Genomic DNA, 12,959 nt, shown 5'->3' with positions numbered 1-12,959 from the left:
GGAGTTTGATATGTCAAATAATCAGTTGATTATTACTTTGATTGGAATTGCAGTTCTGCTTCTTATTGCTTTTGCAGTAGCAATTTTGCTACGTAAACGAAATGAGAGTAGACTTGCAGCTTTAGAAGAAAAAAAAGAAGAACTATATAACCTCCCTGTTAATGATGAGGTAGAGGTTGTTAAAAATATGCATCTGATTGGTCAAAGTCAGGTTGCTTTTAGAGAATGGAACCAAAAATGGGTAGATTTGTCTCTGAACTCTTTTGCAGATATCGAGAATAACCTCTTTGAAGCTGAAGGATACAATAACTCATTCCGTTTCTTGAAAGCTAAGCACCAGATTGATCAAATTGAAAGTCAAATCCAACTTGTTGAAGAAGATATTGCAGCAATTCGTAATGCCTTGTCTGAGTTGGAAAAACAAGAGTCAAAAAATAGTGGACGTGTTCTGCATGCCCTAGATTTATTTGAGAAACTACAAAACACTGTAGCTGAAGATCCTGAAAAATATGGTCAAGCTCTTCCAGAAATTGAAAAACAATTGGAGAACATCCAATCTGAGTTTTCTCAATTTGTAACCTTGAATTCATCGGGAGATCCGGTTGAAGCAGCAGGCATTTTAGATAACGCTGAAAATCATATTTTAGCTTTGACACATATCGTTGAAAGAATTCCAGCGATTGTCACTAAGCTTACTACTGAATTGCCAGAACAACTTGAAGATTTAGAAGCTGGTTACCGCAAGCTTTTAGATGAAAACTACCATTTTGTAGAAACTGATATCGAATCTCGTCTTCAACTTCTCTATGAAGCCTTGAAGAATAATCATGAAAATATCCGTACACTGGAGTTGGATAATGCAGAGTATGAAAACACTCAAATCCAAGAAGAAATCAATGCACTTTATGATATTTTCACACGTGAAGTTAAAGCTCATAAAGCTTTTGAGAAATTGGTAACTACCCTTCCTACCTATCTTAAACACTTGAAAGAAAACAATCAGGTACTAGTTAAAGATATCGAACGTCTTGGGAAAACCTATTTGATTTCAGAAAGCGATGTGAATCGAGTTCGTCGTCTTCAAGCTGATATCTCAGCCTTGAATGCTACTATTGAAGAAATGACCAATGCAGAGTCAGAAGTTTCAGAAGCATATTCTGTCTTACAAGAACGTTTGGAAAATCTCCAATCTACATTAAAAGATATTGAAGATAACCAAATCGGTGTTAGTGAACGTCTCGTTAAAATTGAAAAAGATGACATCAATGCTCGTCAAAAAGCAAATGTATATGTCAACCGTCTGCATACGATTAAACGCTACATGGAGAAGAGAAATCTTCCAGGAATTCCACAAAAATTCTTGAAACTATTCTTTGATGCAAGTCATAGTACAGAAGACTTGATGGCTGAGTTGGAACAAGCACAAGTAAATATTGAATCTGTCAATCGTATCCTTGAGATTGCGACAAATGATATGAACATGTTGGAAGAAGAAGCATACAGTATCGTTCAAAATGCAACATTGACAGAACAATTGCTTCAATATTCTAACCGTTATAGATCATTTGATGATCGTATCCAACAAGCTTTCCAAGAAGCTTTGAATATCTTTGAAACAACTTTTGATTACCAAACATCTTTCGAAAAAATCTCTCAAGCATTAGAAGTTGCTGAGCCTGGAGTAACCAACCGTTTTGTTACTTCTTATGAGAAAACAAGAGAAAGTATTCGCTTCTAATTTATAAATTTATAAAAGAATCCTAGATTTTTCTAGGGTTCTTTTACTTTTCTTTTCCTATTAAAAATGACTTTCTTCTATATTTTCATTGAAATTATAGCTCTGATTTGATATGATAAGACTATGACAAAAAAGAGATTACCCCAGAATAAAGTAAAGAAGAAAAACAATAAAAAACTTGGCATTTTTGTCTTGCTTTTGTTTTTCACAATGATAGCACTCGGTAGTGTGATTGGCTATAAAGTGCTGAACAAGCAAGCTTTTGAGCAGAAGATTGAGAGTCTCAAGAAGGAAAAAAATGACGCCTACTCACAGGGAAGTCAAAAAGAGCATTTCCGCAAAGAGAAATCAGAAATCATCACCTATTATCCACTAGTCGGGGACAGCCCTATCTCCTCTGTCAAGGATCTTATCGTAAAAGATATCACTGACAAAGTAGAAGGTAAAGAACAGTTGATTTTTTATTACTCAGAAAAAGGGGAATCCTCTTTAACTGGGATTGAAAATCGATTGATTAAAAAACAAGCTTATGATTTGGCGAATTCGAATGTCGTCGAATTAGAAAATACTACTTTGGATCAGTTATATCTAAAAGAAGATGGTTCCGTCTTTACGCTAGACCAACTATTCACAGATGCAAGCAAAGCCAAGGAAAAATTACTCGAAGACCTTAAGTCGACCCTTCAGGATAAAAAAGTCGAGCAATCAGTGGTTGATCAAGTTTCAGCTGATTTATCAGAAGCAGAATTATCAACTTTGAAGTTTGCCTATAAAGATAGCCAATTAGTTCTTTATCCAGTCAAAGCAACTAATAATGTAGAAGAAATAGCAATGCCTATTTCAGATTTCTTTGATTTTATTCAGACGTCCTATCTAACAGAAAAGGATGCTGAACTTTATAAAAAAGTTCAAGCAGAAAAACATAAAAAAGTGGTAGCTCTTACCTTTGATGATGGTCCCGATGGCAACACAACGCCACAAGCCTTGGATATCTTAGCTAAGTACAAAATCAAAGCAACCTTCTTTGTCCAAGGAAAAAATATTGCAGGCAATGAAGCTATCCTCAAACGTATGCAGGCTGAGGGACATGAGGTCGGAAATCATAGTTGGAACCATCCAGTTTTAACACAACTCTCATTAGAAGATGCTAAGAAACAAATTACAGATACAGAAGATGCTATTAAAAGTGTCCTTGGGAAAAGCTCAAAATTAATGCGCCCACCATATGGTGCTATTTCGGATGATATTCGTAATAGCCTCGATTTGAGCTTTATCATGTGGGATGTCGATAGCTTAGACTGGAAGAGTAAAAACGAAGCTGCTATTTTAACAGAAGTCCAACGTCAAACGACAGATGGGTCTATCATCCTCATTCACGATATCCATCAAACATCTGTTAACTCATTGCCAAAAGTTATTGAATATTTGCAGGGACAAGGGTATAGCTTTGTTACAGTCTCTGAATTACTAGGAAATCGTTTAAAACCACATGAAATATACTATTCTCGTACCCAATAATTGGATTTAAATTCAAATATTAGAAAAAAACTAAAAAAGATTATTTTTATCTTGACAAGTAGGGAAAAACTTGATATCATATACAAGATGAGAAAAGCAGAAGTGAGAACTTCTCGCCTTGCGACTAACGTTGTCTGGCCCCTACAGATCAAGTTTCAGAAATGAACTATAATCATGTAGAGCGGATTTGCGTTAGCAAGTCCGCTCTTGTTTTTCTCTAAACTAAAAAAAGAGGTGAAAACCATAGCAAAGCAAGACTTATTCATCAATGATGAAATTCGTGTACGTGAAGTTCGCTTAATCGGTCTTGAGGGCGAACAATTGGGTATCAAACCACTTGGTGAAGCGCAAGCACTTGCGGACGACGCTAATGTGGACTTGGTTCTCATTCAACCTCAAGCTAAACCTCCTGTTGCGAAAATTATGGACTACGGTAAGTTCAAATTTGAGTACCAGAAGAAACAAAAAGAACAACGCAAAAAACAAAGCGTTGTGACCGTGAAAGAAGTTCGATTGAGCCCAGTTATTGATAAGGGTGATTTCGATACGAAACTTCGCAGTGCTCGCAAGTTCCTTGAAAAAGGGAACAAAGTGAAGGTTTCCATTCGCTTTAAGGGTCGTATGATTACCCATAAAGAGATTGGAGCAAAAGTTTTAGCCGATTTCGCTGAAGCAACTCAAGATATTGCTATCATCGAACAACGTGCTAAAATGGATGGTCGTCAAATGTTCATGCAGTTGGCCCCAGCAACTGACAAGAAATAATCTGTCAGAAAGTTAAAAAAAGGAGAAAATATCATGCCAAAACAAAAAACACACCGCGCATCAGCTAAACGTTTCAAACGTACAGGTTCTGGTGGACTTAAACGTTTCCGTGCTTACACTTCTCACCGTTTCCACGGAAAAACTAAGAAACAACGTCGTCATCTTCGTAAAGCATCTATGGTGCATTCAGGAGATTTCAAACGTATCAAAGCAATGCTTACTCGCTTGAAATAATCGCGTATTTGTAAGTTAACAATTCTAGGAAATATTGGAGGAAATATAAATGGCACGTGTTAAAGGTGGCGTTGTATCACGCAAACGTCGTAAACGTATTCTTAAATTAGCTAAAGGTTACTATGGAGCTAAACACATCTTGTTCCGTACTGCAAAAGAACAAGTAATGAACTCTTACTACTATGCATACCGTGACCGTCGTCAAAAGAAACGTGACTTCCGCAAATTGTGGATCACACGTATCAATGCGGCAGCTCGTATGAACGGACTTTCATACTCACAATTGATGCATGGTTTGAAATTAGCTGAGATCGAAGTTAACCGTAAAATGCTTGCTGACTTGGCTGTTAACGATGCAGCAGCTTTCACAGCTCTTGCAGATGCAGCTAAAGCAAAACTTGGTAAATAATTATTCATAAGACTGGTGCAAATTTGTCCCAGTCTTTTTTAAACAAAGGAGAAAAATATGGCTTCAAAAATGTTACATACTTGCTTGCGAGTAGAAAATCTTGAAAAATCAATTGCTTTTTACCAAGATGCTTTTGGATTTAAGGAATTACGTCGCAAGGATTTTCCAGACTATGCTTTTACGATTGTTTATCTAGGTCTTGACGGTGATGATTATGAATTGGAGTTGACTTACAACTATGATCATGGGCCTTATGTTGTGGGTGACGGCTTTGCTCACATCGCTCTAAGTACACCTGACCTTGAAGCTCTTCACAAAGAACATAGCGAAAAAGGTTATGAAGTAACGGAACCTAAAGGACTTCCAGGTACTCAACCAAACTATTACTTTATCAAAGATCCAGATGGATACAAGGTAGAAGTGATTCGTGAAAAATAATAAAAACTCCTCATTTGTCAAATTGAGTTAGACCATTTCACCTGACTCAGAAAAACTTGATACGGAGTAGTGTAGGTCATTTATGTTAGTTTATTTCAGACAAATGTGAGCGTTTGTCTGAGACTAACATAGATGGCTTTTTTCTATCTAGCTTAATGTGACAAATTGGGCTATAATAAAGGTAATTAAACAAATTAGTGAGAGAAAAAAATGTCAGACCAAAATCCAAATGTAGAGCTAAACAAAGAAGAAGATAAACTAATTGTAGAAAATAATTCGGTGGAAGATATGCAGAATGGTCCAAAAGCTGTCAAGAAACCTTCGGCTCTTCTATCTTTCTCATTTTATTTGGCACTTACCTATATTCTTCTATTTTTAACTCTTGCTTTAGTTGTTGGTCCATGGGGAATTGTATTCTTGATTTTTCTAGGTCCTAATTTAATTGCTTACGCTATAGCAACTGTCTTAACACAGATAGGAATCAAGAAAGTAAATAGAAATTTCTTGTATGCGAGTGTAGGATTTTATTTGCTTTCCGGACTTTTAGCATTCGACCCGGATTGGCAGATGTTTAGGGTTTTTCCTTATCTCTCACTAGTCCTAGTTCTAATCGGGATATTTTTAACGAAAGATACAAGTAACTAAGTTAAAAAGCTAGGTGCAACTCTTCTTCGAACTTATTTCATATCACAAAACCATAGCATTTAAGGCTGTGGTTTTTTAGTTTGATAAGAACAAAAGTATCTGTTTTTCTATTTTTTAAATGGTATAATAGAGAAAGAATAAGGGAGGTGAGAAAGAATGATTGCCCAACTGGATACAAAAACTGTCTATAGTTTTATGGAGAGCATGGTTTCAATTAAGAGATATGTCAGCCAAGGGAAGGAATATGGCTATTCATCACTTGGAATCATGGATGAAGACAATCTCTACGGGGCCTATTACTTTATCAAAGAATGCCAAAAACAGGAGATTCAGCCTTTATTAGGTCTTGAGATGACTGTTCATCATCAAGATGAATGGATCAATCTACGTTTTCTAGCCCTGTCAAATCGAGGTTATCAAAACCTGATGAAGCTGTCGTCTTTAAAGATGACAGGTAAAAAAGAATGGACTGATTTTTCTTCTTACCTAGAGGATATTTGTGTTATTGTTCCATATTATTCTGAAATTGCTGGTTTAGATTTAGGACACGATTACTATATCGGGGTTTATCCAGATACACCTCAATCGAATTTTTCTCAACCAATTCTCCCTCTTTATCGTGTTAATTCTTTCGAACCTGAGGATTTGGAAGCCTTACAGATGCTTAAAGCGATCAAGGGAAATGTGACCTTACGAGAGGTTGATGTCCAATCTCAACAGGGCTTGTTTTTGCCTGCTGACCGTCTAGAACAGGTTTTTGTAGAGAAGTTTCCACAAGCAGTCGAAAACCTAGCAAGATTGACCAAGGGGACTTCCTACGAGATTGATAGTAGTCTCAAGCTTCCTCGTTTTAATCCGGAGAGACCAGCTGTTGAAGAACTCCGGGAACGAGCTATTCAGGGTCTGAAGCAGAAAGGGTTATGGAATCAAGATTATCAGGCTCGTTTAGAAGATGAGTTATCTGTGATTCATGATATGGGGTTTGATGACTATTTCTTGGTTGTCTGGGATCTCTTACGTTTTGGTCGTTCTCAAGGCTATTATATGGGAATGGGACGTGGGTCAGCAGTTGGAAGTTTAGTAGCCTACGCCCTCGATATTACTGGGATTGATCCTGTAACTAAGAACCTCATCTTTGAGCGTTTCTTGAATCGTGAACGTTACACCATGCCAGATATTGATATTGATATCCCAGATATCTATCGCCCTGAGTTTATCCGTTATGTTCGTGACCGTTATGGTAGTATCCATGCTGCTCAGATTGTCACTTATTCAACCTTTGGAGCCAAGCAAGCCATCCGAGATGTCTTCAAACGTTATGGTGTCCCTGAATATGAATTGACGGCCATTACGAAAAAAATAGGCTCTAAAGATACTCTAACGACAACCTATGAAGGAAATCTTGGTTTTAGGCAAATCATTCAGAGTAAGATGGAGTACCAAAAGGCTTTCTCTATTGCCAAAAAGATTGAAGGTTATCCACGACAGACTTCTATCCATGCAGCTGGTGTCGTTATCAGTGATAAAAATCTAACAGATTATATCCCTCTCAAGTATGGGGAAGATATGCTGATTACCCAGTATGATGCCCATGGAGTTGAAGGAAATGGCTTGCTCAAGATGGATTTCTTGGGCCTTCGAAACCTAACCTTCGCTCAAAAAATGCAGGAGCTCTTATATGAAACCCAAGGAATTTCACTAAGGATTGAGGATATTGACCTTGAGGATGAGGCAACCTTAGCCCTCTTTGCGACTGGTAAGACCAAGGGAATCTTTCAGTTTGAACAACCTGGAGCCATTCGCTTATTGAAACGCGTGAAACCACAAAATTTTGAAGAAGTAGTAGCAACGACTTCCCTTAACAGACCAGGTGCGAGTGACTATATCGACAACTTTGTGGCTCGAAAACATGGTAAAGAAAAGGTGACGGTTCTGGACCCTGTTTTAGAAGATATTCTAGCTCCGACTTATGGTATTATGCTCTACCAAGAGCAGGTGATGCAAGTAGCTCAACGCTATGCTGGTTTTAGCCTTGGGAAAGCCGATATGTTGCGTCGTGCTATGGGGAAAAAGAATGCGTCTGAGATGCACCGAATGGAAGAAAGTTTTATCCAAGGTGCCCTTGAAAAAGGGCATGGACAAAAACAGGCTCAAGAAGTTTTTACCGTAATGGAAAAATTTGCCGGTTATGGTTTTAACCGTTCGCATGCATATGCTTATGCTGCCTTAGCCTTTCAGCTTGCCTACTTTAAAACACATTTTCCTGCAATCTTTTATCAGGTCATGCTCAATTATGCTAGCGGAGATTATATTCTAGATGCACTTGATATGGGATTTGAACTAGCTCCGCTTTCTATCAATACGGTTCCATATCAAGATAAGCTAGCAGATAAGACAATCCATTTAGGACTCAAGAGTATCAAGGGAATGCCTCGTGATTTTGCCTACTGGATTATAGAGAATCGTCCATTTAACAGTGTTGAAGATTTTATCACACGATTACCCAAAAATTATCAAAAGATTAGCCTCTTAACCCCTTTAGTGGAAGTAGGACTTTTTGACGGATTTGATAAAAATCGTCAAAAAATCTTAACCAATCTACCAACTCTATTTATCTTTGTAGAAGAATTAGGTAGTCTCTTTGGGGATTCTAGCTATAGTTGGACAGATACAGAGGACTTTTCAAATATTGAAAAATTCCAAAAAGAGCAAGATTGGTTAGGCGTTGGAATTAGCCAACACCCATTGCTAGTTTTAGCGAAGAATCCTTTGTATCCAATCGTGAGTTTATCTGAGCTTTTCGAGGGACAGACAGCTACAGTGCTCGTTGAGATTCAGTCTATCCGAGTGATTCGAACTAAAAAAGGTGAAAATATGGCCTTTTTGAAAGTTACTGATAGTAAAACAAGTCTGGAGGTCACTGTTTTTTCTGAACAGTACCGCCAATTTAAAAATCGCTTGCACGAAGGAAGTTTCTATTACCTAAATGGAAAAGTGCAATCCAGAGATGGTCGTCTTCAATTAATTTTAAATAATCTGAAAGAAGCAGTGAGTGAGCGTTTTTGGATTCAGGTAGCTAATCATGACCACGATTCTGAAATTTATCATATTTTAGATCAGTACAAGGGGCAAATTCCTGTTGTCATCCGTTATGAAAATGAACAAAAAAATGTTCTTTTGCCTGGTTATTTAGTTGCAAAAGACGCTGGCTTACAAGAATCTTTAAAACAGATTGTCATGAAAACGATTTATCGTTAAAAATCAATGAAAATAAAAGAATTTTAACTTTAAATATGGTATAATCAGTTAGAATGTTAAAAGAAAAAGGAGCAAAACCAAATGAAACGTATTGCTGTTTTGACTAGTGGTGGGGACGCCCCTGGTATGAATGCTGCCATTCGTGCAGTTGTTCGTCAAGCAATCTCAGAAGGAATGGAAGTTTTTGGTATCTATGATGGATACGCTGGTATGGTTGCTGGTGAAATTTATCCACTTGATGCTGCTTCAGTAGGAGACATCATTTCACGTGGTGGTACTTTCCTTCACTCTGCTCGTTACCCTGAGTTTGCAAAACTCGAAGGTCAACTTAAAGGGATTGAGCAATTGAAAAAACACGGTATCGAAGGTGTCGTAGTTATCGGTGGTGACGGTTCTTATCATGGAGCTATGCGCTTGACTGAGCATGGATTCCCTGCTATCGGACTTCCAGGAACAATTGATAACGATATCGTAGGTACAGACTTTACAATCGGATTTGACACTGCAGTAACAACTGCTATGGATGCGATCGATAAGATTCGTGATACATCGTCAAGTCACCGTCGTACTTTCGTCGTTGAAGTAATGGGACGTAACGCTGGTGATATCGCTCTTTGGGCAGGTATTGCAACTGGTGCTGACGAAATCATCATCCCTGAAGAAGGTTTCAAATTTGAAGATATCGTAGCAAGCATCAAAGCTGGATATGAACACGGTAAAAAACACAATATTATCGTTTTGGCAGAAGGTGTCATGTCAGCAGCTGAATTTGGTCAAAAACTAAAAGAAGCTGGCGATACAAGTGACCTTCGTGTTACAGAACTTGGTCACATCCAACGTGGTGGTTCACCAACTGCTCGTGACCGTGTATTGGCATCTCGTATGGGAGCACACGCTGTTAAACTCCTTAAACAAGGAATCGGTGGTGTCGCTGTCGGTATTCGTAACGAGAAAATGGTTGAGAATCCAATTCTTGGAACAGCAGAAGAAGGAGCTTTGTTTAGCCTAACAGCTGATGGTAAAATTGTCGTTAACAACCCTCATAAAGCTGATCTTGAACTTTCTGACTTGAACAAGAGCTTGTCATAATCAACTTTAACTAATCTGGTAAAATGACCATTAAAGGTCGAATTATATAAAGGAGTCACAAAAATCATGAACAAACGTGTAAAAATCGTTGCAACTTTGGGTCCTGCGGTAGAAATCCGTGGTGGTAAAAAATTCGGTGATGATGGATACTGGGGTGAAAAACTTGATGTTGAAGCTTCAGCTAAAAACATTGCTCAATTGATTGAAGCAGGAGCTAACACTTTCCGTTTCAACTTCTCACACGGTGACCACCAAGAACAAGGTGACCGTATGGCAACTGTTAAACTTGCAGAAAAACTTGCAGGTAAAAAAGTTGGTTTCCTTCTTGACACTAAAGGTCCAGAAATCCGTACTGAATTGTTCGAAGGTGAAGCTAAAGAGTACTCATACAAAACTGGTGAAAAAATCCGTGTTGCAACTAAACAAGGAATCAAATCAACTCGTGAAGTGATTGCATTGAACGTTGCTGGTGCTCTTGATATCTATGATGACGTTGAAGTTGGTCGCCAAGTATTGGTTGACGATGGTAAACTTGGTCTTCGCGTTGTAGAAAAAGACGACGCAAGTCGTGAATTCATCGTTGAAGTTGAAAATGACGGTGTTATTGCTAAACAAAAAGGTGTAAACATCCCTAACACTAAAATTCCTTTCCCAGCTCTTGCTGAACGTGATAACGCTGATATCCGCTTCGGTCTTGAACAAGGTATCAACTTCATCGCAATCTCATTCGTTCGTACTGCAAAAGACGTAAACGAAGTTCGTGCTATCTGTGAAGAAACTGGTAACGGTCACGTTCAATTGTTCGCTAAGATCGAAAACCAACAAGGTATCGATAACTTGGACGAAATCATTGAAGCTGCTGACGGTATCATGATTGCTCGTGGTGACATGGGTATCGAAGTACCATTCGAAATGGTTCCAGTTTACCAAAAAATGATCATCACTAAAGTAAACGCTGCTGGTAAAGTTGTTATCACTGCAACAAACATGCTTGAAACAATGACTGAAAAACCACGTGCGACTCGTTCAGAGGTATCAGACGTATTTAACGCTGTTATCGACGGAACTGACGCTACAATGCTTTCAGGTGAGTCTGCAAACGGTAAATACCCACTTGAGTCTGTTCGTACAATGGCTACAATCGACAAGAACGCTCAAACTCTTCTTAACGAATACGGACGTTTGAACTCAGATACATTTGAACGTAATTCTAAGACAGAAGTTATGGCATCAGCAGTTAAAGATGCAGCAAACTCAATGGATATCAAATTGGTTGTTACATTGACTAAGACTGGTCACACAGCACGTTTGATCTCTAAATACCGTCCAAATGCTGACATTTTGGCAATTACTTTCGATGAATTGACTGAACGTGGATTGATGTTGAACTGGGGTGTTATTCCAGTAACAACTGAACGTCCTTCAAATACTGACGATATGTTTGAACTTGCTGAAAAAATTGCTGTTGAGCAAGGTTTGGTTCAATCTGGTGACGATATCATTATCGTAGCTGGTGTGCCACTTGGAGAAGCAGTTCGTACAAACACAATGCGTATCCGTACTGTACGTTAATCAAAAAAACAAAAACCTATCTCATCAAGCTTTCGAGCTTATGTGATAGGTCTTTTTTTGTTGTAGAATATAAAGGAATTAAAAAAACTCTCTGGAAAACCAGAGAGCATGAGAGGCATCTCCATGTAAGAAACTGGTTCACACAATTTCTCAAGGTCCGCTCCTGCGTTATGACCTCCTTTGCGCAATTGTAGCTCTCGCTACATATCGACTCATCGCAGACTATATTGTACTATAGGGTCAATACTTTGTCAAGAAAAAAACAGCTCCTCAGATAGGAACTGCTGAATGATGCTAATTGCCGGGATCGAACCGGCGACCTCATCCTTACCATGGATGCGCTCTGCCTACTGAGCTAAATCAGCTTACTTTGAAAGTATACTATAGATTTAAGCTTTTGTCAATATACTAAATAGTATCTTAATTCATTGAAAAAAGCCCAAGTTTATTGCTTGGGCTTGTGAAGATTAGACTATTGTAATTGCTCTCTCTTTTTATCTGGATTCCAAACAAAACTTGCTACAAAAGTAAAGAGGATTGTTAGAATTCCGATAATAATTGCTAAAATCAAGGCAGGGATACGGATCAGCCACCACAGTGGATTTGGTTTTTTATTGTTGTGCCACTGTTTTGTTTCCTCATCCAGGCGTTGAAACTCAGATTGGATGCGGTCTGCAACCATCTCAATTCCCTCATCATTCATCTTTTTAATGTCCGAGATATCGATAGGGTTTCCGAAGTTCATATCAATACGTTCACGGCTGATGAGTCCTTTTAGTGTCATAGGTCCAGTATAGGTAACTGGCATTATGCGAACTTTAGCCATCTTCGCAATTAGAGCAACACCACCCTTAACATCGTTAGAATGACGGCTACCACTAGGAAACATAATCAGTGAGCGATTGCTCTTTTTAAGAACATTAATTGGATATTTGATAGCAGAAGAACCTGGGTTATCACGGTCGATAGGGAAAGCACCACACATGCGAATCCACCAACCAAAGATGCGATTTGAAAAGAGTTCTTTTTTTGCCATAAAGACAAATTGCTTTGGTTTTGTTGCAAAAGCCATATAGACTGGATCCCACCAGGTACGATGTGGGGCCACAAGGATATAGTTTTCATCTAAATTTGGAATTTTTTCAGTATTGTGAAAGTGAGCATTTCCATTGATTGACCATAGAATCAACATAACCAGCCCACGCAGATAAGTGTAAAACATGATGTCTCCTTCAGTTTTCTTTCTTTTATTATACCTTATCATACTAGGACAGGCAAATGTTTTTTGTTTAG

The 12,959-nt window shown here is 38.3% G+C and carries 11 protein-coding genes, 1 tRNA gene and 1 other annotated feature; of the genes, 10 read left to right on the top strand and 2 right to left on the bottom strand.

The features are described 5' to 3' along the window. Positions 1–10 precede the first annotated feature (10 nt). From ezrA to pyk, 10 genes are all read left to right on the top strand, one after another. Entirely contained in the window at positions 11–1,738 is a 1,728-nt protein-coding gene (gene ezrA / locus ACESNQ_RS05735; protein WP_373075700.1) for a septation ring formation regulator EzrA, read from the top strand. Positions 1,739–1,861: 123 nt separating this feature from the next. Continuing rightward, positions 1,862–3,256, top strand: a complete 1,395-nt coding sequence (gene pgdA, locus ACESNQ_RS05730; RefSeq protein WP_373075698.1) for a peptidoglycan-N-acetylglucosamine deacetylase PgdA — start codon at positions 1,862–1,864, stop codon at positions 3,254–3,256. A gap of 88 nt (positions 3,257–3,344) precedes the next feature. After that, positions 3,345–3,475: a sequence feature (ribosomal protein L20 leader region), on the top strand. 15 nt (positions 3,476–3,490) lie between these two features. After that, on the top strand, positions 3,491–4,021 hold the full coding sequence (infC, locus tag ACESNQ_RS05725; protein WP_004253871.1) for a translation initiation factor IF-3: 531 nt from the start codon (positions 3,491–3,493) through the stop codon (positions 4,019–4,021). 33 nt (positions 4,022–4,054) lie between these two features. Continuing rightward, complete coding sequence (gene rpmI / locus ACESNQ_RS05720; RefSeq protein WP_001125942.1) at positions 4,055–4,255, top strand: 50S ribosomal protein L35; 201 nt, start codon at positions 4,055–4,057, stop codon at positions 4,253–4,255. 49 nt (positions 4,256–4,304) lie between these two features. Continuing rightward, positions 4,305–4,664 carry a 50S ribosomal protein L20 gene (rplT, locus tag ACESNQ_RS05715; protein ID WP_000124834.1) on the top strand — a complete coding sequence of 120 codons (360 nt, stop codon included), beginning with the start codon at positions 4,305–4,307 and terminating at the stop codon, positions 4,662–4,664. A gap of 57 nt (positions 4,665–4,721) precedes the next feature. Next, entirely contained in the window at positions 4,722–5,102 is a 381-nt protein-coding gene (gene gloA, locus ACESNQ_RS05710) for a lactoylglutathione lyase (RefSeq protein WP_045615477.1), read from the top strand. A gap of 210 nt (positions 5,103–5,312) precedes the next feature. After that, a complete protein-coding gene (locus tag ACESNQ_RS05705) occupies positions 5,313–5,747 on the top strand; it encodes a hypothetical protein (RefSeq protein WP_373075691.1) in 435 nt (144 codons plus the stop codon). A gap of 156 nt (positions 5,748–5,903) precedes the next feature. Beyond that, a complete protein-coding gene (locus ACESNQ_RS05700; RefSeq protein WP_373075689.1) occupies positions 5,904–9,005 on the top strand; it encodes a DNA polymerase III subunit alpha in 3,102 nt (1,033 codons plus the stop codon). 81 nt (positions 9,006–9,086) lie between these two features. Next, positions 9,087–10,094 (top strand): 6-phosphofructokinase, encoded by a 1,008-nt coding sequence (gene pfkA / locus ACESNQ_RS05695; protein ID WP_004253883.1) that lies wholly within the window; start codon positions 9,087–9,089, stop codon positions 10,092–10,094. 66 nt (positions 10,095–10,160) lie between these two features. Next, entirely contained in the window at positions 10,161–11,666 is a 1,506-nt protein-coding gene (gene pyk / locus ACESNQ_RS05690) for a pyruvate kinase (protein ID WP_373075687.1), read from the top strand. Between the two features lie 292 nt (positions 11,667–11,958). On the opposite strand, the gene ACESNQ_RS05685 is transcribed toward pyk, so the two are convergent. Then, positions 11,959–12,031 (bottom strand) — tRNA-Thr (locus ACESNQ_RS05685). Between the two features lie 107 nt (positions 12,032–12,138). Next, positions 12,139–12,888, bottom strand: a complete 750-nt coding sequence (locus ACESNQ_RS05680; RefSeq protein ID WP_373075685.1) for a lysophospholipid acyltransferase family protein — start codon at positions 12,886–12,888, stop codon at positions 12,139–12,141. Positions 12,889–12,959 lie beyond the last annotated feature (71 nt).

Source organism: Streptococcus infantis, from assembly GCF_964243025.1.
GTDB classification, from domain to species: Bacteria; Bacillota; Bacilli; order Lactobacillales; family Streptococcaceae; genus Streptococcus; species Streptococcus infantis_N.
Note: the sequence above shows the minus strand (reverse complement) of the source record. Positions and strands in the feature narration are given on the sequence as shown.

Excerpts from the sequence above, each read along its gene's own strand:
- ezrA (WP_373075700.1), top strand. The coding sequence starts at position 11 with ATGTCAAATAATCAGTTGATTATTACTTTGATTGGAATTGCAGTTCTG.
- pgdA (WP_373075698.1), top strand. The coding sequence starts at position 1,862 with ATGACAAAAAAGAGATTACCCCAGAATAAAGTAAAGAAGAAAAACAAT.
- rpmI (WP_001125942.1), top strand. The coding sequence starts at position 4,055 with ATGCCAAAACAAAAAACACACCGCGCATCAGCTAAACGTTTCAAACGT.
- rplT (WP_000124834.1), top strand. The coding sequence starts at position 4,305 with ATGGCACGTGTTAAAGGTGGCGTTGTATCACGCAAACGTCGTAAACGT.
- gloA (WP_045615477.1), top strand. The coding sequence starts at position 4,722 with ATGGCTTCAAAAATGTTACATACTTGCTTGCGAGTAGAAAATCTTGAA.
- ACESNQ_RS05705 (WP_373075691.1), top strand. The coding sequence starts at position 5,313 with ATGTCAGACCAAAATCCAAATGTAGAGCTAAACAAAGAAGAAGATAAA.
- ACESNQ_RS05700 (WP_373075689.1), top strand. The coding sequence starts at position 5,904 with ATGATTGCCCAACTGGATACAAAAACTGTCTATAGTTTTATGGAGAGC.
- pfkA (WP_004253883.1), top strand. The coding sequence starts at position 9,087 with ATGAAACGTATTGCTGTTTTGACTAGTGGTGGGGACGCCCCTGGTATG.
- pyk (WP_373075687.1), top strand. The coding sequence starts at position 10,161 with ATGAACAAACGTGTAAAAATCGTTGCAACTTTGGGTCCTGCGGTAGAA.
- ACESNQ_RS05680 (WP_373075685.1), bottom strand. The coding sequence starts at position 12,888 with ATGTTTTACACTTATCTGCGTGGGCTGGTTATGTTGATTCTATGGTCA.